19 protein-coding genes, 7 tRNA genes and 1 pseudogene are annotated in these 23987 nt (G+C 53.3%); 23 read left to right on the top strand and 4 right to left on the bottom strand.

What is annotated here, in order from left to right; all coding sequences use genetic code 11:
- Window positions 1-18: 18 nt before the first annotated feature.
- Window positions 19-1971, bottom strand: coding sequence for a PTS N-acetyl glucosamine transporter subunit IIABC (nagE, locus tag NA197_RS10265; RefSeq protein ID WP_001023069.1), 1953 nt, complete (start codon window positions 1969-1971; stop codon window positions 19-21).
- 326 nt (window positions 1972-2297) lie between these two features.
- Here nagE and nagB point away from each other — a divergent pair, with 326 nt between their 5' ends.
- From nagB to NA197_RS10205, 12 genes are all read left to right on the top strand, one after another.
- Complete coding sequence (gene nagB / locus NA197_RS10260; RefSeq protein ID WP_001237059.1) at window positions 2298-3098, top strand: glucosamine-6-phosphate deaminase; 801 nt, start codon at window positions 2298-2300, stop codon at window positions 3096-3098.
- A gap of 59 nt (window positions 3099-3157) precedes the next feature.
- The gene (gene nagA, locus NA197_RS10255; RefSeq protein WP_000271186.1) at window positions 3158-4312 is read left to right on the top strand and encodes an N-acetylglucosamine-6-phosphate deacetylase; all 1155 of its coding nucleotides are present in this window, start codon (window positions 3158-3160) and stop codon (window positions 4310-4312) included.
- 4 nt (window positions 4313-4316) lie between these two features.
- On the top strand, window positions 4317-5537 hold the full coding sequence (gene nagC, locus NA197_RS10250) for a DNA-binding transcriptional regulator NagC (protein WP_000187578.1): 1221 nt from the start codon (window positions 4317-4319) through the stop codon (window positions 5535-5537).
- Between the two features lie 46 nt (window positions 5538-5583).
- A complete protein-coding gene (nagD, locus tag NA197_RS10245; protein ID WP_000153142.1) occupies window positions 5584-6336 on the top strand; it encodes a ribonucleotide monophosphatase NagD in 753 nt (250 codons plus the stop codon).
- Between the two features lie 289 nt (window positions 6337-6625).
- Window positions 6626-8290 (top strand): asparagine synthase B, encoded by a 1665-nt coding sequence (gene asnB, locus NA197_RS10240; protein ID WP_000337025.1) that lies wholly within the window; start codon window positions 6626-6628, stop codon window positions 8288-8290.
- 221 nt (window positions 8291-8511) lie between these two features.
- A tRNA-Met gene (locus NA197_RS10235) sits at window positions 8512-8588 on the top strand.
- Between the two features lie 8 nt (window positions 8589-8596).
- Window positions 8597-8681, top strand: a tRNA-Leu gene (locus NA197_RS10230).
- 23 nt (window positions 8682-8704) lie between these two features.
- Window positions 8705-8779, top strand: a tRNA-Gln gene (locus NA197_RS10225).
- A gap of 35 nt (window positions 8780-8814) precedes the next feature.
- Window positions 8815-8889: transfer RNA gene (locus NA197_RS10220), tRNA-Gln, on the top strand.
- Between the two features lie 15 nt (window positions 8890-8904).
- Window positions 8905-8981 (top strand) — tRNA-Met (locus tag NA197_RS10215).
- A 46-nt stretch (window positions 8982-9027) separates the two neighbouring features.
- A tRNA-Gln gene (locus NA197_RS10210) sits at window positions 9028-9102 on the top strand.
- A 43-nt stretch (window positions 9103-9145) separates the two neighbouring features.
- A tRNA-Gln gene (locus tag NA197_RS10205) sits at window positions 9146-9220 on the top strand.
- Between the two features lie 116 nt (window positions 9221-9336).
- On the opposite strand, the gene ubiF is transcribed toward NA197_RS10205, so the two are convergent.
- Window positions 9337-10512, bottom strand: a complete 1176-nt coding sequence (ubiF, locus tag NA197_RS10200) for a 3-demethoxyubiquinol 3-hydroxylase (protein WP_064043537.1) — start codon at window positions 10510-10512, stop codon at window positions 9337-9339.
- 143 nt (window positions 10513-10655) lie between these two features.
- Here ubiF and miaB point away from each other — a divergent pair, with 143 nt between their 5' ends.
- The 11 genes and pseudogenes from miaB to NA197_RS10145 form a co-directional block, all read left to right on the top strand.
- Entirely contained in the window at window positions 10656-12080 is a 1425-nt protein-coding gene (gene miaB, locus NA197_RS10195; protein WP_001519200.1) for a tRNA (N6-isopentenyl adenosine(37)-C2)-methylthiotransferase MiaB, read from the top strand.
- Between the two features lie 204 nt (window positions 12081-12284).
- Window positions 12285-13331 (top strand): PhoH family protein, encoded by a 1047-nt coding sequence (locus NA197_RS10190; protein WP_001018045.1) that lies wholly within the window; start codon window positions 12285-12287, stop codon window positions 13329-13331.
- Window positions 13328-13801: an rRNA maturation RNase YbeY gene (gene ybeY / locus NA197_RS10185; RefSeq protein WP_000084477.1), complete on the top strand. Its 474-nt coding sequence runs from the start codon at window positions 13328-13330 to the stop codon at window positions 13799-13801. The genes NA197_RS10190 and ybeY overlap by 4 nt, the downstream gene beginning before the upstream one ends.
- 157 nt (window positions 13802-13958) lie before the next feature.
- A complete protein-coding gene (gene corC / locus NA197_RS10180; RefSeq protein WP_064043003.1) occupies window positions 13959-14837 on the top strand; it encodes a CNNM family magnesium/cobalt transport protein CorC in 879 nt (292 codons plus the stop codon).
- A gap of 19 nt (window positions 14838-14856) precedes the next feature.
- Window positions 14857-16395 carry an apolipoprotein N-acyltransferase gene (gene lnt / locus NA197_RS10175; protein WP_064043004.1) on the top strand — a complete coding sequence of 513 codons (1539 nt, stop codon included), beginning with the start codon at window positions 14857-14859 and terminating at the stop codon, window positions 16393-16395.
- Window positions 16396-16749: 354 nt separating this feature from the next.
- Window positions 16750-17658: an amino acid ABC transporter substrate-binding protein gene (locus NA197_RS10170; RefSeq protein WP_001518176.1), complete on the top strand. Its 909-nt coding sequence runs from the start codon at window positions 16750-16752 to the stop codon at window positions 17656-17658.
- 159 nt (window positions 17659-17817) lie between these two features.
- Window positions 17818-18558 (top strand): glutamate/aspartate ABC transporter permease GltJ, encoded by a 741-nt coding sequence (gltJ, locus tag NA197_RS10165; protein ID WP_000020930.1) that lies wholly within the window; start codon window positions 17818-17820, stop codon window positions 18556-18558.
- On the top strand, window positions 18558-19232 hold the full coding sequence (gltK, locus tag NA197_RS10160; RefSeq protein ID WP_000272799.1) for a glutamate/aspartate ABC transporter permease GltK: 675 nt from the start codon (window positions 18558-18560) through the stop codon (window positions 19230-19232). Before gltJ ends, gltK begins: the two co-directional genes overlap by 1 nt.
- Window positions 19232-19957, top strand: a complete 726-nt coding sequence (gltL, locus tag NA197_RS10155; RefSeq protein WP_000631369.1) for a glutamate/aspartate ABC transporter ATP-binding protein GltL — start codon at window positions 19232-19234, stop codon at window positions 19955-19957. The genes gltK and gltL overlap by 1 nt, the downstream gene beginning before the upstream one ends.
- 116 nt (window positions 19958-20073) lie before the next feature.
- A complete protein-coding gene (rihA, locus tag NA197_RS10150) occupies window positions 20074-21009 on the top strand; it encodes a pyrimidine-specific ribonucleoside hydrolase RihA (protein WP_023227400.1) in 936 nt (311 codons plus the stop codon).
- A 31-nt stretch (window positions 21010-21040) separates the two neighbouring features.
- A pseudogene (locus tag NA197_RS10145) lies at window positions 21041-21403 on the top strand (hypothetical protein); the annotation flags it as partial.
- Between the two features lie 56 nt (window positions 21404-21459).
- Here NA197_RS10145 and NA197_RS10140 read toward each other — a convergent pair.
- The gene (locus NA197_RS10140) at window positions 21460-21933 is read right to left on the bottom strand and encodes a zinc ribbon-containing protein (protein WP_001044884.1); all 474 of its coding nucleotides are present in this window, start codon (window positions 21931-21933) and stop codon (window positions 21460-21462) included.
- A 92-nt stretch (window positions 21934-22025) separates the two neighbouring features.
- Window positions 22026-23954 carry a sigma-54 interaction domain-containing protein gene (locus tag NA197_RS10135; protein WP_023227398.1) on the bottom strand — a complete coding sequence of 643 codons (1929 nt, stop codon included), beginning with the start codon at window positions 23952-23954 and terminating at the stop codon, window positions 22026-22028.
- Window positions 23955-23987: the final 33 nt, after the last annotated feature.

Raw genomic sequence — 23987 nt, 5'->3', positions numbered from 1 at the left:
TATCCGGCCAGGAAGCGATTATTTACTCTTGATCTCGTACAGTGGCGTTTGACCCGCTACCACGTGACCATCCGCTTTGATGACCAGAGCGCTGAAGTCATCGCTGTTGCTGCAAACAACCGGGCTTATCATGGAACGCGCATTGGCATTCAGGAAGTCCAGATCCAGTTCCAGAACCGGCTGACCTGCCGTGACTTCCGCACCCTCTTCTACCAGACGCTTGAAGCCCTGACCGTTCAGCGCGACGGTATCGATACCCATATGGACAACGATCTCCGCGCCTTTTTCGGTTTCCAGACAGAACGCGTGGTTAGTGTTGAAGATTTTCACGATAGTACCCGCCGCCGGAGAAACCACGGTTTTATCGGTGGGTTTCACCGCCACGCCGTCGCCGACCGCTTTGCTGGCGAAAGCTTCATCCGGTACCTGATCCAGCGCCACTACCTCACCGGTAATCGGAGAGACCAGTTCAGCGATAGTCACCGCATTCGGCACCGCCTGGGGTTTGGCCGCCGGAGCAGGTGTTGCAACGTGAGCCGCATCAGCAGATGCTGCCGCGACCGGCCCCCGCGCCACCACTTTCTTCATTTCATCGCCAATCGATTCTGCTTTCGCGCCGACAATAACCTGAATGGTCTGTTTGTTCAGTTTAACCACGCCGGAAGCGCCGAGGCGTTTGCAGGCCGCATCGTTAACGCGAGCAGAGTCATTCACGGTCAGGCGCAGACGGGTAATACACGCATCGATCGCTTTCAGGTTGTCCGTACCGCCAACCGCAGCAATATAGCTGGTCGCCAGTTGCGTTAACCCTTCTTCGGTGTTGCTGTTGGCTTCTTCCGTTACCATCTCATCAACTTTATCTTCGCGGCCCGGCGTTTTCAGGTTAAACATACGAATAACCGCGCTGAACAGCAGGAAGTAGATGATAAAGAATACAACGCCCATCACCAGCAACATCCAGACGTTATTGCTGGCCGCTGGCAGGTTATACATCAGAACATAGTCGATCGCGCCTGCCGAGAAAGAGAAGCCCGCATGGATACCCAGCAACGTCGCGACGAACAGGCTGATACCAGTCAAAATGGCGTGCAGGAGGTACAGCAGCGGCGCCAGGAACATAAACAGGAATTCCAGCGGCTCGGTTACGCCGGTCAGAAACGCGGTGATCGCGACAGACAGCAGCATACCGCCCACCATCGGACGACGTTCTTTCGGCGCGGCGAAATACATCGCCAGAGCGGCGCCCGGCAGACCAAACATCATGATCGGGAAGAAGCCGGACATAAACATCCCCGCCGTGCCGTCGCCAGCATAGAAGCGGTTGATGTCGCCGTGGAATACAGTGCCTGCGGCATTGGTGAATTCGCCAATCTGGAACCAGGCGATGGTGTTCAGTACCTGATGCAGACCGGTTGGGATCAGCAGACGGTTGATGAAGCCAAAGATACCGGAACCCAGCGCGCCTGCGGAAACGATCCATTCACCGCCCGCATGGATGCCATGCTGTACCGGCGGCCAGACGTAACCGAAAATAGCGGCCAGCACCAGACAGAAAAAGCCCGTTGCGATCGGCACAAAACGTTTTCCACCGAAGAAACTGAGAAAATCAGGCAGTTTGATACCAGACCAGCGATTATAAACCGCGCCGCCGACCAGACCGGTAATAATCCCCGCCAGCACGCCCATGTTGATTTCCGGGTTAATCGTCACCATCGCTTTGGTCATGACGAAGTAACCCACGGCTCCCGCCAGTGCTGCCGCGCCCGCGCTATCTTTAGACCAACTGGAGGCCACGCCGATAGCGAAAACCAGCGCCAGGTTATCGAAAATAGACCCGCCCGCTTGCGCGATAAACGGCATATTCAGCAAATCTGGTTGGCCGAATCGCAGCAACAACGCTGCCACCGGCAACACGGCGATAGGGAGCTGCAACGCCCTACCCAGCCGCTGGAAAAAACCTAAAATATTCATCTTATTCCCCCTACGAGACGCCGATATGGCTTCTTTGAAGCCGTTTTTTATTGTGCTGCAAACGTTAAAAACGTGATGTTCTGTAATCGAACGGTGAGATCATCTTCTGCAGAGTGTGTGGAAAATTAATTCGCCTCGCAAATTAAACGGGTGTTTTTTGTGATTATAATCACTAAATATCGTAATTACCCCCACCATCCACTGGCTAACACGGAAAACTTATTTTATGATTCAAAAAATCAGGACGGATTGAACACGAACCCTGGATATCCAGGTTACGCTTAATACGATCCGCCAAATTTTGACATTGATTATTGAGGTGAAGAATGAGACTGATCCCCCTGAGTACCGCAGAACAGGTTGGCAAATGGGCCGCTCGCCATATCGTTAACCGTATTAATGCGTTCAAACCGACCGCCGATCGTCCGTTTGTCCTTGGGCTGCCTACCGGCGGCACGCCGCTAACGGCGTACAAAGCGCTGGTTGAGATGCACAAAGCGGGCGAGGTCAGCTTTAAGCATGTGGTCACCTTTAATATGGACGAATATGTTGGCCTGCCGAAAGAGCACCCGGAAAGCTACCACAGCTTTATGCATCGTAACTTTTTCGATCACGTTGATATTCCAGCAGAAAACATCAATCTTCTCAACGGTAACGCACCGGATATCGATGCGGAATGCCGTCAATATGAAGAAAAAATTCGTTCTTACGGTAAAATCCATCTGTTTATGGGCGGCGTCGGCAACGACGGTCACATCGCCTTTAACGAACCGGCGTCTTCCCTGGCTTCCCGTACCCGTATCAAAACGTTAACCCATGATACTCGCGTAGCGAACTCCCGCTTCTTTGACGGTGACGTAAACCAGGTGCCGAAATACGCGCTGACGGTAGGCGTAGGCACGCTGCTGGATGCGGAAGAAGTGATGATTCTGGTGCTGGGCCATCAGAAAGCCCAGGCGCTGCAGGCGGCGGTTGAAGGCAACGTCAACCACATGTGGACCATTAGCTGCCTGCAACTCCATCCGAAAGCGGTTGTGGTATGCGATGAGCCTTCCACAATGGAACTTAAAGTTAAAACATTGAAATATTTCAATGAATTAGAAGCAGAAAATATTAAAGGTCTGTAATGTTGTCTCCGCCCCGCCAGTCAATGCGGGGCGGTAAATTTTTGATATCGGGGGTCAGAATGTATGCTTTAACCCAGGGCCGGATCTTTACCGGTCACGAAATTCTTGATGACCATGCGCTTGTTGTCGCTAATGGCCTGATTGACCGCGTTTGTCCGATGGCCGAACTGCCGCCGGGAATAGAACAACGCTCATTGAATGGGGCCATTCTCTCCCCCGGTTTTATTGATGTGCAGCTAAACGGCTGCGGCGGCGTGCAGTTTAACGATACCGCAGAAGCCGTCAGCGTTGAAACGCTGGAAATTATGCAGAAAGCCAATGAAAAATCGGGCTGTACTAACTTTCTGCCAACGCTTATCACTACCAGCGATGAATTGATGAAACAGGGCATTCGCGTCATGCGCGAATACCTGGAAAAACATCCGCACCAGGCGCTGGGTCTCCACCTGGAAGGCCCCTGGCTTAATCTGGTAAAAAAAGGCACCCATAATCCTGATTTCGTGCGTAAACCAGACGCTGCGCTGGTCGATTTCTTATGCGATAATGCCGACGTCATCACCAAAGTCACTCTCGCGCCGGAAATGGTGCCTGCTGACGTAATCGCTAAACTGGCGAATGCGGGCATTGTGGTTTCCGCAGGTCACTCCAACGCGACGTTAAAAGAGGCAAAAGCGGGCTTCCGCGCCGGGATTACCTTTGCGACTCACCTGTTTAACGCGATGCCGTACATTACAGGGCGTGAGCCGGGCCTTGCTGGCGCTGTTCTGGACGAAGCGGATATTTATTGCGGCGTTATCGCCGATGGTCTGCATGTCGACTACGCCAACATTCGCAATGCCAAACGCCTGAAAGGCGACAAACTTTGTCTGGTGACAGACGCCACCGCACCGGCGGGGGCCAATATTGAGCAGTTCATTTTCGCAGGTAAAACAATATACTACCGCAATGGACTGTGTGTGGATGAAAACGGTACGTTGAGCGGTTCGTCCTTAACCATGATTGAAGGCGTACGCAACCTGGTCGCGCATTGCGGCATCGCGCTGGATGAAGTGCTGCGCATGGCAACGCTCTATCCGGCTCGCGCTATCGGCGTTGATAAACATCTCGGTAGCATTGCGCCGGGTAAAGTCGCCAACCTGACCGCGTTCACCCACGATTTTAAAATTATCAAGACCATCGTTAATGGTGACGAGGTCGTTGACTTGAGTAAGTGAGAATATGACACCAGGCGGACAAGCTCAGATAGGTAACGTTGATCTCGTAAAACAGCTTAACAGCGCGGCCGTTTACCGCCTGATTGACCAGCATGGTCCTATCTCGCGCATACAAATTGCCGAGCAAAGCCAGCTTGCTCCCGCCAGCGTAACGAAAATTACGCGTCAACTCATTGAACGCGGGCTGATCAAAGAAGTCGATCAGCAGGCCTCTACCGGAGGCCGCCGCGCTATCTCTATCGTCACGGAAACCCGTAACTTCCACGCCATTGGCGTTCGCCTGGGCCGTCATGACACCACTTTAACGCTCTACGATCTGAGCAGTAAAGTGGTCGCTGAGGAGCATTATCCGCTGCCGGAGCGCACCCAGGAGACGCTGGAACATGCGCTGCTCAACACCATCGCCGTCTTTATTGATAGCTGTCAGCGTAAAATTCGTGAATTGATCGCTATCTCGGTGATCCTGCCAGGGCTTGTCGATCCGGAAAGCGGCGTGATTCGTTACATGCCGCACATTCAGGTTGAAAACTGGGGACTGGTCGAAGCGCTGGAAAAACGGTTTCACGTTACCTGTTTCGTGGGACACGATATCCGTAGCCTGGCGCTGGCGGAACACTACTTCGGCGCCAGTCAGGATTGCGAGGACTCGATTCTGGTGCGCGTTCATCGTGGTACAGGCGCCGGGATTATCTCCAACGGACGCATCTTCATTGGCCGTAACGGCAACGTCGGTGAAATTGGGCATATTCAGGTGGAGCCGTTGGGCGAGCGCTGCCACTGCGGTAATTTCGGCTGTCTGGAAACCATTGCCGCCAATGCGGCTATTGAACAACGGGTGCTGAATTTGCTTAAACAAGGGTATCAAAGCCGTGTTCCGCTTGACGACTGCACGATTAAAACCATCTGTAAGGCGGCAAACCGGGGCGACAGCCTGGCCTCGGAAGTCATTGAGCATGTTGGCCGCCATTTGGGCAAAACGATCGCCATTGCTATCAACCTGTTTAATCCGCAAAAAATCGTCATTGCCGGCGAGATCATTGAAGCCGATAAAGTCCTGTTGCCCGCTATCGAAAGCTGTATCAATACGCAGGCGTTAAAGGCATTTCGCAAAAATTTGCCGGTGGTACGCTCCACGCTGGATCACCGTTCTGCTATCGGCGCATTTGCCTTAGTTAAACGCGCCATGCTCAACGGAACATTGCTGCAACGTTTGCTGGAAAGTTGATGCGCTCTTATAGTATCGGATTATTCACAAATTCCCTGGGTAGTTCATGACCATCAAGAATGTAATCTGCGATATCGACGGCGTGCTGATGCACGACAACGTAGCCGTACCCGGTGCGGCGGAATTTCTGACGGGGATTCTGGAAAAAGGTCTGCCGCTGGTGCTGCTGACCAATTACCCGTCGCAAACCGGCCAGGATCTGGCGAACCGTTTTGCTACCGCTGGCGTTAACGTGCCGGACAGCGTGTTTTATACTTCAGCAATGGCGACAGCCGATTTTCTGCGCCGTCAGGAAGGTAAGAAAGCGTATGTCGTGGGCGAAGGCGCGCTCATTCACGAGCTCTATAAAGCGGGGTTTACCATTACCGATGTGAACCCTGATTTTGTCATCGTTGGAGAAACCCGCTCCTACAACTGGGACATGATGCATAAAGCAGCATTTTTCGTCGCCAATGGCGCGCGCTTTATCGCCACTAACCCGGATACCCACGGTCGCGGCTTTTATCCGGCCTGCGGCGCGCTGTGCGCAGGCATTGAAAAAATTTCCGGCCGGAAGCCGTTTTATGTCGGCAAACCCAGCCCGTGGATCATCCGCGCGGCGTTAAACAAAATGCAGGCGCACTCGGAAGAGACCGTTATCGTCGGCGACAACCTGCGCACTGACATTCTGGCGGGGTTCCAGGCCGGTCTGGAGACCATTCTGGTGCTTTCTGGCGTATCAACGATCGATGATATTGACAGTATGCCGTTCCGCCCAAGCTGGATTTACCCTTCCGTCGCCGAGATAGACGTTATCTAAACCTGTCCCCTGCCCGATGACGCGCCGCTTTCAGGCCTACGGTTCGAACAACATTGTAGGCCTGATAAGCGAAACGTCATCAGGAAAAACATAATTCAATTAAACCACGATAAAACTGAAGATCCATCAATAAATCCGCGCAATATGTAATCATTTTTCACTAATCAACAATGACGATTGCATTTTTCATTTTTCAGACCGTAATCCCCTTGCGCCTTCCACGCCTTTGCGGCATTTTTTAGTCAAGCAAACACAAAAAGTACGACGCAACAGATTAACGGAGAAGGCTATGTGTTCTATTTTCGGCGTATTCGATATCAAAACAGATGCAGCGGAACTGCGTAAAAAAGCCCTTGAATTGTCACGCCTGATGCGCCATCGCGGCCCGGACTGGTCCGGCATCTACGCTTGCGATAACGCGATTCTCGCACATGAACGCTTGTCGATTGTTGATGTTAACGCCGGCGCCCAGCCCCTGTATAACGCTAAGAAAACTCACGTGCTGGCGGTGAACGGTGAAATTTATAACCATCAGACGTTACGCGCGGAGTATGGCGATCGTTACGCGTTCCAGACTGGCTCCGACTGCGAAGTTATTCTCGCGCTATATCAGGAAAAAGGGCCGGATTTCCTTGACGATTTACAGGGGATGTTCGCCTTCGCCCTGTATGACAGCGAAAAAGACGCTTATCTGATTGGTCGTGACCATATCGGTATTATTCCGCTCTACATGGGCTATGACGAATTCGGCAACTTCTACGTAGCGTCAGAAATGAAAGCGCTGACCCCGGTCTGCCGCACCATTAAAGAGTTCCCGGCGGGCAGCTACCTGTGGAGCAAAGACGGCGAAATTCGTCAGTACTATCAGCGCGACTGGTTCGATTACGATGCGGTAAAAGATAACGTCACCGACAAAAACGCGCTGCGTCAGGCGCTGGAAGAATCCGTGAAAAGCCACCTGATGTCCGACGTGCCCTACGGCGTACTGCTCTCCGGCGGCCTGGACTCGTCGGTTATCTCGGCAATCACCAAAAAATTCGCCGCCCGTCGCGTCGAAGATCAGGAGCGCTCCGAAGCCTGGTGGCCACAGTTGCACTCTTTTGCGGTAGGTCTGGAAGGTTCGCCTGACCTGAAGGCGGCCCAGGAAGTGGCTAACCACCTCGGCACCGTGCATCATGAAATTCACTTCACCGTCCAGGAGGGTCTGGATGCGATTCGCGACGTGATTTACCACATTGAAACCTATGACGTAACCACTATCCGCGCCTCAACGCCAATGTATCTGATGTCGCGTAAGATCAAAGCGATGGGCATCAAAATGGTGCTCTCCGGCGAAGGTTCCGATGAGGTGTTTGGCGGCTACCTGTACTTCCATAAAGCGCCGAACGCCAAAGAGTTACATGAAGAGACGGTCCGTAAGCTACAGGCGCTGCATATGTATGACTGCGCCCGCGCCAACAAAGCGATGTCCGCCTGGGGCGTGGAAGCGCGCGTACCGTTCCTGGATAAAAAATTCCTCGACGTGGCGATGCGTATCAACCCACAGGATAAAATGTGCGGCAACGGCAAGATGGAAAAACACGTGCTGCGCGAGTGCTTCGAGTCTTATCTGCCAGCAAGCGTGGCGTGGCGTCAGAAAGAGCAGTTCTCTGACGGCGTAGGCTACAGCTGGATTGATACGCTGAAAGAGGTGGCGGCGAAACAGATTTCCGATCAACAACTGGAAACCGCCCGCTTCCGCTTTCCATACAACACGCCGTCGTCTAAAGAGGCGTATCTGTACCGGGAAATTTTTGAAGAGCTGTTCCCGGTGCCGAGCGCGGCGGAATGCGTACCCGGCGGCCCGTCCGTCGCCTGTTCTTCCGCCAAAGCCATTGAGTGGGATGAAGCATTCAAAACGATGGATGACCCGTCAGGCCGCGCGGTCGGCGTGCATCAGTCGGCGTACCAGTAAATTAACGATGACGAAAGAGCCCCTAGGGGCTCTTTTTTTATAGCAACCCACTTTCGGAAAAACGATTAATAACCAATAATTGCCGAATATTGCGCCACGCTGTTCGCAACCTAACCAAACAGACACTTTCCGTCGTTTTTCGATGAAAAAGAGGTTGACGCTTCAAGGCTCAATACGCATAATGCGCCCCGCAACGCCGATAAGGTAACGCGAAAAAAGATGGCTACGTAGCTCAGTTGGTTAGAGCACATCACTCATAATGATGGGGTCACAGGTTCGAATCCCGTCGTAGCCACCATCTTTTTTGCGGGAGTGGCGAAATTGGTAGACGCACCAGATTTAGGTTCTGGCGCCGCAAGGTGTGCGAGTTCAAGTCTCGCCTCCCGCACCATTCACCGATAAGCGTTGTACGGATGGGGTATCGCCAAGCGGTAAGGCACCGGTTTTTGATACCGGCATTCCCTGGTTCGAATCCAGGTACCCCAGCCATATTTCTTCGAGTTTGCGGTTCACCGCGACGGTATTGGGGTATCGCCAAGCGGTAAGGCACCGGTTTTTGATACCGGCATTCCCTGGTTCGAATCCAGGTACCCCAGCCATCGAAGAAATCATCTGGCTACGTAGCTCAGTTGGTTAGAGCACATCACTCATAATGATGGGGTCACAGGTTCGAATCCCGTCGTAGCCACCATATTCAGAACGCGTCGAGGTATTCGACCGGTTCGAAAATAATTTGTTGGGGTATCGCCAAGCGGTAAGGCACCGGATTCTGATTCCGGCATTCCGAGGTTCGAATCCTCGTACCCCAGCCAGTTTTAAAGACGCTCTACTAACGAGCGCAAGAAGTACGACAATTGGGGTATCGCCAAGCGGTAAGGCACCGGATTCTGATTCCGGCATTCCGAGGTTCGAATCCTCGTACCCCAGCCACCTTTAAAAAGCTCGCTTCGGCGAGCTTTTTGCTTTTCTGGCAATTCGGACTGCCTGATGGCGCTACGCTTATCAGGCCTACGGGCGAATACAGGCCGGGTAAGGTATAACACAAACTACAACCCCAACGCATACTTCAGCGCCTGACGTTTTAGCACGCCTGCGCGCTGCGCCGCCATCAGCCCCATATTGCGTAAAATACGCAGCGGCGGCAGTTCATTGCTGAACCCGGCATAAAACAGATCCATTCCACTTTGCATCATAAAATTATCTGCCATGCGCCGCGTCTGATAGCGTTTCAACACCGAATGGCTGGCCCAGGACTCGCCATAGCTACGGGCACTCGCCAGCACATCAATCAACGCATCAACATCCCGATACCCCAGGTTGACGCCCTGCCCGGCCAGCGGATGAATGGTATGCGCCGCGTCGCCTACCAGCGCCAGCCCCGGTTGCGCATACTGCAACGCGTGACGACGGGTTAGCGGAAACGCGCCCGCCGCGACAGGCATCACCGCCCCCAGACGCGCCGGAAAGTGCTGGTTAATTTCCACCTGCAATTGCGTCATCGATAAACTCTGTAGCTGGCGAATACGTGCCGGAGCGTCATACCACACCAGCGACGCCCAATCGTCGAACAGCGGCAAAAAGGCGCGCGGTCCCGTTGGCGTAAACTGCTGCCAGGTGCTGTCGCCTGGCGCATTTTCACACTTGACGGTGATAAGCATACACGACTGCGCATATTGCCAGGCATGAATGCCAATTCCCGCCATTTGCCGAACCTGCGAATTCGCGCCGTCGGCGCCAATCACTAACTTCGGCGTTACCCATTCGCCGTCGGCCAGTTCCAGCGCATAACCATCGTGGCGGCGGTGCAATGCCGCCAGTGAAGCCGGAACGCGCAGCGTCACGCCGGGGTGCGTTTCCAGCGCCTGCCACAGCGCCTGTTGCAGGACGTTGTTCTCTACCATATAGCCTAACAGCGGCAGCTTGAGTTCAGCGGCGTCGAACACCACATGGGCGTTTTCCCACTCCCAGGTCTCCAGTCGCCGATAAGGATGGCTACGCATCCCCTGCACCGCCTCCCAAACGCCCAGTCCCTTGAGCAGCGCCACGGATGCCGCGCTAATGGCCGAAATCCGCACGTCAGGCTGACTGTCAGCCACAAACGGCGCAGGCGCGGCATGTTCTATTACCATCACCGTAAACCCTTGCTGCGCCAGACCCAGCGCCAGCGCGCCGCCGACCATTCCCCCGCCGACAATGGCAATTTCCGTTGGTTGATTTGTCATGGTCATTCATCCTGTTACGTTTTAGACAAGTTTACAGGATTTTTTACCCATTAGGGCTGACGTCAGTCATACTGGTCACAACCGCGCCAAAGCATTACACTATGCGCCCTGCTTTTCAGCCACTATTTCGCAAGAGCAAGTCGATGACTAAAAAACTCCATATTAAAACCTGGGGCTGTCAGATGAACGAGTACGATTCATCGAAGATGGCCGATCTGCTGGACGCCACCCACGGCTATCAACTGACCGACGTGGCGGAAGAGGCGGATGTGCTGCTGTTGAATACCTGCTCAATCCGCGAGAAGGCTCAGGAAAAAGTCTTCCATCAATTAGGTCGCTGGAGACTGTTAAAAGAGAAAAATCCCGATCTGATTATCGGCGTCGGCGGCTGCGTGGCTTCCCAGGAAGGCGAGCACATTCGTCAACGCGCCCATTACGTCGACATTATTTTTGGCCCGCAAACCTTACACCGCCTGCCGGAGATGATTAACTCCGTGCGTGGCGACCGTAGCCCGGTGGTCGATATCAGCTTCCCGGAAATCGAGAAGTTCGACCGTTTGCCGGAACCGCGCGCAGAAGGCCCGACCGCGTTTGTTTCTATCATGGAAGGCTGCAATAAATATTGTACTTACTGCGTGGTGCCGTATACCCGCGGTGAAGAAGTCAGCCGTCCCTCAGACGATATCCTGTTCGAAATCGCCCAGCTAGCGGCGCAGGGCGTGCGTGAGGTCAACCTGCTGGGCCAGAACGTTAACGCCTGGCGCGGAGAAAACTACGACGGCACCACCGGCACCTTTGCCGATCTGCTGCGTCTGGTTGCCGCCATCGACGGCATTGACCGTATTCGCTTTACCACCAGCCATCCGATTGAGTTCACCGACGATATTATCGAGGTGTACCGCGATACGCCGGAACTGGTCAGTTTCCTGCATCTGCCGGTACAGAGCGGTTCCGATCGCGTGTTGAATCTGATGGGGCGCACCCACACTGCGCTGGAATATAAAGCAATCATCCGTAAACTGCGCGCGGCGCGGCCGGACATTCAGATAAGCTCTGACTTTATCGTCGGTTTCCCTGGCGAAACTACCGATGATTTCGAAAAAACCATGAAGCTTATCGCTGACGTCAACTTTGATATGAGCTACAGCTTTATCTTCTCTGCGCGTCCGGGAACGCCGGCTGCCGATATGGTTGATGACGTACCGGAAGAAGAGAAGAAGCAGCGTCTGTATATTCTGCAAGAGCGTATCAATCAGCAGGCGATGGCATGGAGCCGCCGTATGCTCGGCACGACACAGCGCATTCTGGTGGAAGGCACGTCACGTAAAAACATTATGGAACTGTCTGGCCGTACCGAAAACAATCGGGTGGTGAACTTTGAAGGCACGCCGGAGATGATTGGTAAGTTTGTCGATGTGGAAATTACTGACGTCTATCCGAACTCCCTGCGCGGAAAAGTGGTGCGTACCGAAGATGAAATGGGGCTGCGCGTCGCCGAAACGCCGGAGTCCGTCATTGCCCGTACCCGCAAAGAAAATGAGCTGGGCGTAGGATTCTACCAGCCTTAATCCTGCAGGAAAGGCAATAATGCCCGATGGTGCTACACCTGTCGGGCTTCCTGGTCATGGCCTGTCGCCCGACGGGCCTTGCAATTTTCTCTCTTCATCCCCATCTTCATTGCAATGCTTGCGCCTTTTCCCTATGGCGTGAATAATTTCCTTAGATGCCGGTAAATGTTCAGCGTCCGGCGATACAGACACAAGAGGAACAGTTTGAATATAGACACTCGCGAAATTACCCTTGAGCCCGCAGACAACGCCCGTCTGTTGAGCCTTTGCGGGCCGTTTGATGACAATATTAAACAGCTCGAACGTCGTCTCGGTATTGAAATCAACCGCCGTGACAATCACTTTAAACTGACCGGTCGTCCGATTTGCGTGACCGCGGCGACAGATATTTTGCGAAGTCTGTATGTCGATACCGCACCGATGCGCGGCCAGACTCAGGATATCGAACCGGAACAAATTCATCTGGCGATCAAAGAAGCGCGGGTGCTGGAACAGAGCGCGGAAAGCGTGCCTGACTATGGCAAAGCTATTAATATCAAAACCAAGCGCGGCGTGATTAAACCGCGTACCCCGAACCAGGCGCAGTACATCGCCAATATTCTCGATCATGATATTACCTTTGGCGTCGGCCCGGCGGGTACCGGTAAAACTTATCTTGCGGTCGCCGCTGCGGTAGACGCCCTGGAGCGCCAGGAGATTCGCCGTATTCTACTGACCCGTCCGGCAGTGGAAGCGGGCGAAAAACTCGGCTTTCTGCCAGGCGATTTAAGTCAGAAGGTGGACCCATACCTGCGTCCGCTGTATGACGCGCTGTTCGAAATGCTCGGCTTTGAAAAAGTCGAGAAGCTGATTGAGCGCAATGTGATTGAAGTCGCGCCGCTGGCCTATATGCGCGGACGCACATTAAACGACGCCTTTATCATTCTGGATGAAAGCCAGAACACCACTATCGAACAGATGAAGATGTTCCTGACGCGTATCGGCTTTAACTCGAAAGCGGTGATCACCGGCGACGTGACGCAGATTGACCTGCCACGCAACACCAAATCCGGCTTGCGTCATGCCATTGAAGTGCTGGCGGAAGTCGATGAAATCAGTTTCAACTTCTTCCACAGCGAAGACGTGGTGCGCCATCCGGTCGTTGCCCGCATTGTTAACGCCTATGAAGCCTGGGAAGAGGCCGAACAAAAACGCAAAGCGGCGTTGGCGGCAGAGCGTAAGCGTGAAGCCCAGGAGCAGGAACAGAAATGAGCCAGGTGATCCTCGATTTACAGTTGGCCTGTGAAAACCACGCGGGCCTGCCGGATGAAGCTCAGTTTCAACGCTGGCTGGACGGCGTTATTCCGCAGTTTCAGGAAGAGGCGGAAGTCACAATCCGTCTGGTGGATGAGGCCGAAAGCCACGACCTTAATTTGACATACCGCGGGAAAGATAAACCCACTAATGTTCTCTCCTTCCCGTTTGAAGCGCCCCCCGGCATTGAAATGCCGCTACTGGGCGATCTGATTATTTGCCGTCAGGTCGTGGAGCAGGAAGCGCAGGAACAGAGCAAGCCGCTGGAGGCGCACTGGGCGCACATGGTCGTACATGGTAGCCTGCATTTGCTGGGTTACGATCATATCGACGATGACGAAGCAGAAGAGATGGAGTCTCTCGAAACGGAGATTATGCTTGCTATGGGCTATGAGGATCCGTACATTGCCGAGAAGATTGCAGAATAGTAGCTTGCCGGATGGCGGCGCTTGCGCCTTATCCGGCCTACATTCATGCCTTTTGTAGCCCTGATAAGCGTAGCGCCATCAGGCAAAACATGCCGTCACAGCTGAGTATACGCATGACGAGCTTTGTATTAACTAACATGAGAACCCATACGACGCCATGAGCGACGACAATTCACACAGTAGTGACACAGTAAACAGTAAAAAGGGATTTTTTTCCCTGCTACTCAGCCAGCTTTTCCACGGTGAACCTAAAAACCGTGATGAGTTGCTGGCGCTGATCCGTGATTCCGGGCAGAACGAGCTTATCGATGAAGATACGCGCGATATGCTCGAAGGCGTAATGGACATCGCCGACCAGCGCGTTCGCGATATTATGATCCCGCGCTCCCAGATGATTACCCTGAAACGCAACCAGACGCTGGACGAATGTCTCGATGTTATCATCGAGTCCGCCCACTCGCGTTTTCCGGTGATCAGCGAAGATAAAGATCACATTGAAGGGATTCTGATGGCCAAAGATTTGCTGCCGTTTATGCGCAGCGATGCCGAAGCCTTCAGCATGGACAAAGTGTTACGCCCCGCGGTTGTCGTACCGGAAAGCAAACGGGTTGACCGTATGCTCAAGGAATTCCGCTCCCAGCGCTACCATATGGCGATCGTGATTGATGAGTTTGGCGGCGTTTCCGGCCTGGTAACTATCGAAGACATCCTCGAACTGATTGTCGGTGAAATTGAAGATGAGTATGACGAAGAAGACGATATCGACTTCCGTCAGCTTAGCCGCCATACCTGGACGATTCGCGCGCTGGCGTCGATTGAAGACTTCAATGACGCTTTCGGCACCCACTTCAGCGATGAAGAAGTCGATACCATCGGCGGACTGGTGATGCAGGCATTCGGCCATTTACCGGCCCGCGGCGAAACCATTGACATTGATGGTTACCAGTTCAAAGTGGTGATGGCCGATAGTCGTCGTATTATTCAGGTGCATGTCAGGATCCCGGATGACTCGCCCCAGCCAAAACTGGACGAATAACAGCAATAGTGGACTAAAAATGGCATTTGCCTCGTTAATTGAACGCCAGCGTATTCGCCTGCTGCTGGCGTTATTATTCGGCGCCTGCGGAACACTGGCTTTCTCTCCGTATGACGTCTGGCCCGCAGCGATAGTGTCGCTTATCGGGCTGCAGGCCTTAACGTTTAATCGCCGCCCGCTCCAGTCTGCCGCCATCGGCTATTGCTGGGGACTCGGACTTTTCGGTAGCGGGATTAACTGGGTTTATGTCAGTATCGCGCAGTTTGGCGGCATGCCGGGCCCGGTTAACGTTTTTCTGGTGGTGCTGCTTGCAGCTTATCTCTCGCTGTATACCGGACTGTTTGCCGGGATTTTGTCGCGCCTGTGGCCAAAAACCAACTGGCTGCGCGTCGCTATCGCCGCGCCTGCAGTATGGCAAATCACCGAATTTTTACGCGGCTGGGTGCTGACCGGCTTCCCCTGGCTGCAATTTGGCTATAGTCAGGTCGATGGCCCGCTAAAAGGCCTGGCGCCGGTAATGGGCGTCGAAGCGATCAACTTCCTGCTGATGATGGTCAGCGGCCTGTTAGCGCTGGCACTGGCGACGCGGAACTGGCGTCCGCTGGCTGTCGCCGTGATTCTGTTTGCTTTGCCCTTTCCGCTACGTTATATCCAGTGGTTTACGCTGGAACCGGCCAAAGCGACCCGGGTATCGCTGGTGCAGGGCGATATCCCGCAGTCGCTAAAGTGGGACGAAAACCAGCTACTGAATACGCTAAAAATTTATCTCAACGAAACTCGCCCAGAGTTAGGCAAATCACAGATTATTATCTGGCCTGAGTCGGCGATTCCGGATCTCGAAATCAATCAGCAGCCTTTCCTTCGTTCGCTGGACGAGATGTTACGCGAAAAAAATAGCACGCTGATCACCGGTATTGTCGATGCGCGTCTCAATAAACAGAATCGATACGACACCTACAATACGATTATTACGTTGGGCAAGGATAATCCATACAGTTATGACTCGCCCAATCGCTACAATAAAAATCACCTTGTGCCCTTTGGCGAGTTCGTTCCGCTGGAGTCTATCCTGCGTCCGCTGGCGCCGTTCTTCGATCTGCCCATGTCCTCCTTTAGCCGCGGCCCTTATATCCAGCCGCAGTTACATGCGCACGACTATAAGCTGACGGCGGCAATCTGTTATGAAATTATTCTTGGCGAGCAGGTGCGAGATAACTTCCGCCCGGACACCGACTACCTGCTGACGATTTCTAACGACGCCTGGTTTGGTAAGTCCATTGGCCCGTGGCAACATTTCCAGATGGCGCGGATGCGTTCGCTGGAGCTGGCGCGTCCGTTACTGCGCAGTACTAATAACGGTATTACGGCGGTGATTGGCCCGCAGGGCGAAATTCAGGCGATGATCCCGCAGTTCACACGCCAGGTACTGACCACCAATGTCACGCCAACCACGGGTTTAACTCCCTATGCCCGTACCGGCAACTGGCCGCTATGGGTACTGACCGCGCTGTTTGCTTTTGGCGCGGTAGTGATGAGTCTGCGACAACGACGGAAATAATCTCTCCCCAGGCCGGATAGCGCTTCATTTATCCGGCCTGAAAATCCTCCTTTTTCCCTCATTCTGGCACGTCTATTGCTTTGTTAAACATGGCAAACCTGTTCTGGCTGCTTGTGCAACCTGGGCGCACCAAAATCGATCATCGGTAGCACCTGAACGGTGCAATGTAGGATTTTTGCCTCTGAACGGTGCGGCGCACTTCGCAAAAATAAACAATATCGCAGCAAAATATTTACAACAAGCCACACTAAATGTTAACAAACACACATAACACTGCACGCGCAAGTTGCAGGCAATAACAACATCACAATAGCTATCAATGCGTCGACGGCGCAGATGATAAAGGAGTTGGATATGCAATTACGTAAGCTAACCACAGCAATGCTGGTCATGGGACTGTCTGCGGGCCTTGCGCACGCAGAAGATGGCGCGCCTGCCGCTGGTAGCACCCTGGACAAGATCGCTAAAAATGGCGTGATCGTCGTCGGGCATCGCGAATCTTCTGTGCCCTTTTCTTATTACGACAACCAGCAGAAAGTGGTCGGCTATTCCCAGGACTACTCCAACGCCATTGTGGAAGCGGTAAAAAAGAAACTTAACAAGCCCGATCTGCAGGTGAAGCTGATCCCGATCACCTCGCAAAACCGTATTCCGCTGTTGCAAAACGGAACCTTCGATTTTGAATGTGGTTCAACGACTAACAACCTTGAGCGCCAGAAACAGGCCGCCTTCTCCGATACGATTTTCGTCGTCGGGACGCGACTGCTGACTAAAAAAGGCGGCGATATTAAAGATTTCCCGGATCTGAAAGGCAAAGCGGTCGTCGTCACCTCCGGGACGACCTCTGAAATTCTGCTGCATAAGCTTAACGAAGAGCAAAAGATGGGGATGCGTATTATTAGCGCGAAAGACCACGGTGACTCGTTCCGCACCCTGGAAAGCGGTCGCGCCGTCGCCTTTATGATGGATGACGCGCTGCTGGCCGGCGAGCGCGCCAAAGCCAAGAAACCGGATAACTGGGAGATTGTCGGTAAACCGCAGTCCCAGGAAGCCTACGGCTGTATGCTGCGTAAAAACGACCCTGAGTTTAAAAAGCTGATGGACGATACCATCGCCCAGGCGCAAACCTCCGGCGAAGCGGAAAAGTGGTTTGATAAGTGGTTTAAAAATCCGATCCCACCGAAAAACCTGAACATGAATTTCGAGTTGTCTGACGAGATGAAAGCCCTGTTCAAAGCACCGAATGATAAAGCGCTTAACTAACTAAAACTAAATGGGACGGGACTCCTGTCCTCTCGATTGTCGCTCAGCACGGACAGACTATAAGCCTGATGGTCGTTCCCCATCGGGCCTGAAACCGCAGATCGCCGGGCAACAATCTTCGAGGGTAGCGCTGCTACCCTTTTTTTTCGGAGTAGATGTATGTCAATAGACTGGAACTGGGGTATTTTTTTACAGGAAGCCCCCTTCGGCAATACCACCTATCTCGGCTGGCTATGGAGTGGTTTTCAGGTCACCGTAGCCCTTTCGATTACCGCCTGGATTATCGCTTTCCTGGTAGGATCTATTTTCGGCATTTTACGTACCGTTCCCAACCGTTTCCTCTCCGGACTGGGCACATTGTACGTAGAACTGTTCCGCAACGTGCCGCTGATCGTGCAATTCTTCACCTGGTACCTGGTGGTGCCTGAACTGTTGCCGGAAGATCTTGGCATGTGGTTTAAGGCGGAACTCGATCCCAATATTCAGTTTTTCCTCTCCTCAATGATCTGTCTGGGACTGTTTACCGCCGCCCGCGTTTGCGAACAGGTGCGCGCCGCGATTCAGTCTCTGCCTCGCGGGCAGAAGAACGCGGCGTTGGCGATGGGGCTAACGCTGCCGCAGGCTTATCGCTATGTCCTGCTGCCGAATGCCTATCGCGTTATCGTGCCGCCAATGACGTCAGAGATGATGAACCTGGTGAAAAACTCGGCTATTGCCTCAACCATCGGCCTGGTGGATATGGCGGCGCAGGCAGGCAAACTGTTGGATTACTCGGCGCACGCCTGGGAATCCTTCACCGCCATTACGCTGGCCTATGTGCTGATTAACGCCGTTATCATGCTGGTCATGAGCCTGGTTGAACGCAAAGTCCGCCTGCCGGGCAACGTGGGGAGCAAATAATGTACGAATTTGACTGGAGTTCGATTATCCCCTCACTGCCTTACCTGCTGGCCGGGTTGGTCATCACGCTGAAGATCACCGTCACCGCCGTTGTCGTGGGGATAGTCTGGGGAACCATTCTGGCCGTCATGCGCCTCTCAAGCTTTGCCCCTATCGCCTGGTTTGCTAAAGCGTATGTTAACGTTTTCCGTTCCATCCCGTTGGTGATGGTGCTGCTGTGGTTCTATCTGATTGTACCCGGCTTTCTGCAAAACGTGCTGGGACTATCGCCGAAAACCGATATCCGCCTGATCTCCGCGATGGTGGCATTCTCCATGTTTGAAGCGGCCTACTATTCCGAGATTATTCGCGCCGGTATTCAAAGTATTTCCCGCGGGCAGTCCAGCGCCGCGCTGGCGTTGGGGATGACCCACTGGCAGTCGATGAAGCTCATTATTCTGCCGCAGGCGTTTCGGGCGATGGTGCCGCTGTTGCTTACGCAGGGCATCGTGCTATTTCAGGACACCTCTTTAGTTTATGTACTCAGCCTAGCGGACTTCTTCCGCACCGCGTCGACTATCGGCGAGCGTGACGGTACTCAGGTCGAAATGATTCTGTTCGCCGGCGCCGTTTATTTTGTTATCAGCCTGAGCGCGTCGTTGCTGGTCAGCTATTTGAAGAAAAGGACAGTTTAATGATTACCCTGAAAAATGTTTCAAAATGGTATGGTCACTTTCAGGTGCTGACCGATTGTTCAACAGAAGTGAAAAAAGGTGAAGTGGTGGTAGTCTGCGGGCCATCGGGTTCCGGTAAATCCACGCTGATTAAGACCGTCAACGGTCTGGAACCGGTGCAAAAAGGCGAAATTACCGTTAACGGCATTATTGTGAACGACAAAAAAACCGATCTGGCGAAACTGCGTTCCCGCGTGGGCATGGTATTCCAGCACTTCGAGCTGTTTCCCCACCTGTCGATCATCGAAAACCTGACGCTGGCGCAGGTGAAAGTGCTGAAACGCGATAAGGCCGCCGCCCGCGATAAAGGCCTGAAGCTACTGGAGCGCGTTGGCCTGTCTGCGCATGCCAACAAGTTCCCGGCGCAGCTTTCCGGCGGTCAGCAGCAGCGCGTGGCGATCGCCCGCGCGCTATGTATGGACCCCATTGCCATGTTATTCGATGAACCGACTTCCGCGCTCGATCCGGAAATGATCAACGAGGTACTGGACGTGATGGTCGAGCTGGCGAACGAAGGGATGACCATGATGGTGGTGACGCACGAAATGGGCTTTGCCCGTAAAGTGGCTAACCGGGTGATCTTTATGGATGAAGGTAAAATCGTCGAAGATTCGCCAAAAGAGGAGTTCTTCGCTAACCCCAGTTCCGATCGCGCAAAAGACTTCCTTGCGAAAATCCTGCACTAATCTTCCCGGCGCGCACGTCAGAGTGCGCGCTATCTCACGCTTTACTTCTTCGCTTCTCGAAACGTATCCAGCCGGGCGTTAACCTTGTCACAAAGTACCGCTTACAAGGAGCCACAATGGCACTGCCCATTATTATTGATTGCGATCCGGGTCATGATGACGCGATCGCCCTCGTTCTCGCCCTCGCCTCCCCTGAACTGGAAGTGAAAGCGATCACCTCTTCCGCCGGCAACCAGACGCCGGATAAGACGCTGCGCAACGTGCTGCGGATGCTGACGCTGCTCAAACGCCCGGATATTCCGGTGGCGGGCGGCGCGGTGAAACCGCTCATGCGCGAACTGATTATCGCCGATAACGTTCACGGCGAAAGCGGCCTCGACGGCCCGGCGCTGCCCGAGCCGTCATTCGCCCCGCAAAGCGGCACTGCCGTTGAGCTGATGGCAAAAACACTGCGTGAAAGTTCACAGCCAGTCACCATCGTCTCCACTGGCCCACAGACCAACGTGGCGCTGCTGCTGAATAGCCATCCGGAACTGCATACGAAAATCGCCCGCATTGTGATCATGGGCGGCGCGATGGCGCTGGGTAACTGGACGCCCGCTGCGGAATTTAATATTTACGTCGATCCGGAAGCGGCAGAAATTGTCTTCCAGTCAGGCATTCCGGTGGTGATGGCCGGGCTGGACGTCACTCATAAGGCACAGATTCACGCCGCCGATATCGAATGCTTTCGCGCCATCGGTAACCCGATTTCCACCATCGTCGCCGAACTGCTGGACTTCTTTATGGAGTACCACAAAGACGAAAAATGGGGATTTGTCGGCGCGCCGCTGCACGACCCGTGCACCATCGCCTGGCTGCTGAAACCCGAGATTTTCACCACCGTTGAGCGTTGGGTTGGCGTGGAAACCCAGGGGAAATACACCCAGGGGATGACGGTGGTGGATTATTATTTCCTGACGGGGAATAAGCCGAATGCGACGGTGATGGTCGATGTAGACCGCCAGGGATTTGTCGATTTGCTGGCGGAACGGCTGCAATACTACGCATAAAGCGCAAAGTAGAATCCAGGGATGAATAGCGATGTTTTGGCGTAACAATAGACCTGAAATCAGCCTGCTACAGCACGACGTAGCCCATATTACGTTTTCAGTACGTAACGGAAAAGCATTGCTTCGTCCCTGCGTTATCCACGATCCCGACTCTTACGCCGGTATTCATACGCTCTCCTGGCATGGCTCGCCGCTGATTCGTTTTTACACTGAAGCCTGGTGCCCAACTTGTGCAGAATTTGTTTATGCCGGTTTTAGCAATGATGATGAAGGCGCCGCGCAGTTTTTATCCTCACTTGCCGAGTGGAATCAGCCAGGAGTCGGGTTGAACGAAGCATTTACCGCCCTGACGCCGCTGTTTTCACTCTTTGCCGATGGCTATTACCGGCTGGAAGCCCAACTACACGCTTAACATGGCGGACGGCAACCGTCCGCTCACGATAATGAACCTTACGGCTCAAACGGCCTGCGCTGGAACTGATCGTGGCCACACTTCGGGCAGAGCGGCAACACATCCGGCGTGTAAACCGCCAGATGATAGTGGCATTTCTCGCACACCAGATTCCCCAATCCCACCACTTCGCCACTATGATACACGCCGTGGTGATTCAAATCCTGGAATACCTCGCGCCATTCCAGCTGGGTTTTGTCGGTAATGTCCGCCAGTTCCTGCCAGAGACTCTCTTTAATCACCCGTAAGAAGACGCTATCGTCCTGGCTCTCTTCGTAGCTCATGGCGAACTCTTCCAGATCGCGTCTGACAGCGCGCGTCAGTTCGTCCACCTCGGTTCGCGTTAACTCCCCTGTTTGCATCACGCGCTGGCGCGCCTGCTCCACCAGCGCATCAATGTCGCGCTCGCCATTGCGTAAACGCTCGCTTAATGAGGCCACCAGTTCACGGTAATATTGAGCAACCTTGTTCATCACTTCACCTCTTGGATCGTTAACTGCCTATAATAATAGACGTTATTTGCGTTACGCTTTGCAAGGCTGCCCACAGAGTCTGTAAATTCTTGTCAGGCCGACTCACGTATCCAGCGCGTCAGCGAGGTACGATCGACATTTAACCGTTTCGCCACTAACGATTTATTATCCCTTTCCGCCTCTAATAATTTTCTCAAAATACGCAGGCGAATCGTTTTATAATCGCCAGCCAACATCTGGCAGTCGTGGCAGGTACTTGGCTCGCGTCGGCTCCCCTCTTCCAGATCGTCCAGCAAGAGGCGTCCCTCATCCAGCGTTGCCGGGGAGTGATCAATAGAGAGCACCAGCCGTTCGATAATATTGCTTAACTGCCTGACGTTTCCGGGCCAGGCGAAGCGCTGAAGCTCTTGCCACAGCGCCGGGGTTAACGTTAGTGCCGGGCGTTTATAATGCTGGCTGAAACTAGTAAGCAGCGACAGGCCGATGGCTTTGATATCCTCCGGACGTTTGCGTAGCGGGATGGTGGTCACTTTTAATACGTTAAGCCGATAGTAAAGATCTTCGCGAAATGCCCCATCCGCAATGAGCTTCGTTAACGTCTGATTGGTCGCCGCAATCACGCGAATATCAACAGGTATCATCTGGTCTGAGCCCAGCCGCATAATCTGCCGCTCCTGCAATACCCGTAATAAGCGCGTCTGTAGCGGTTTATCCAGCTCGCTAATCTCATCCAGAAAAATGGTACCGTGGTGCGCTAATTCAAACAGGCCTATTTTGCCTTTCGGCGACGCGCCGGTAAATGCGCCGGCGACATAGCCAAAGAGTTCGCTCTCCAGAATCTGAGGGGCCATCGCGCCGCAGTTAATGGCGACAAACGGGCCGTTGACGCGTTGGCTGGCATTATGAATACTTTGCGCCAGCACCTCTTTTCCCGTCCCGCTTTCGCCATTAATTAAGATAGTCGCGTCCGTATCGGCATAATTTTTAATGATCGCCAGACGACGCAGCATTTCCGGGTTTTCGGTAAGCAGATCGTCGAAATGATAGCGGGCGCTCAAGCCACGGCGAGACAGCTCCTGGCGGCGAACATGATGTTCCGCCCCCTGTAAACTGGAGACGGTTTGCATCGTCAACACTACCCGGCTTAACTGTCTGGCCGCAAATACCGGATACAGATTAACCACCATCGCGCCTTGCGGCGTATCGACGACTTTCGCGCTGACGGTTTTTCCCTCACGTAATGTATGCCGCTCCTGGAGCAATACCTGTTTCAGAAAAGACGCGTCATAAATCTCACCGGAGGCGTTAATTTTAAAAAGTTGGCTCGCATATTTATTGTAATGCAGTAACGCGCCGGTATCATCAAGCGTGATAACAGCTTTATCAAACTGATCGAGAATCAGCTGCAGATGATGACGCTCGAGTAATTGGCTGCGAAAAGCCAGATATAATGAGCGGGCTTCTTCCAGAGCTTCGGTTATTGAGGCGGGGCTGGAATCAAGTAAACGGAATTGCGAGCCCAGCGGTGAAAAATAATCCTGACAAACGGTATCGCCAACAATGCAATCTAATGGCGTGGACGCTAATTGCCGCTTCAGGCAAGAAATCGTTTCTTTATCATTTCCCTGTAAGGTAAAAATTTTATAGTTAATATTTAACTGTTCCGCTACGCGCGCGCATCCTTTGATCACACTGGAAAAGCCGACAATACCGACAGTGCCTTTTTGTCCTTTAAAAGGGATAAGCGCATCAAGAATGTCGTAGCCGGACATTTTAATTTCGACTACCGGTAATTTACTGTGCTTTTTTAATATTTCCGCACATCCGCCACGACTAATCAGTACTTGGTGCCCACGGGACTCTAATAAAGGTAGCTCATCCAGGATACGATTAAGCGTCGTTTGATGAATAGTGACGGCGTAATCCAACTGCGCGACCAGCGCCTCGGCAGCCTTTGCCAGTTGCGGGTAAGGAGAGACAAAACAGAGAGGAGATGCGGCTATATCTTTCGTCTTATTCATCACTCACCATCCTGTTGGTTTATGAACGGGCGA

The organism is Salmonella sp. NW884 (assembly GCF_051700745.1).
Classification (GTDB): domain Bacteria; phylum Pseudomonadota; class Gammaproteobacteria; order Enterobacterales; family Enterobacteriaceae; genus Salmonella; species Salmonella enterica.
Note: the sequence above shows the minus strand (reverse complement) of the source record. Positions and strands in the feature narration are given on the sequence as shown.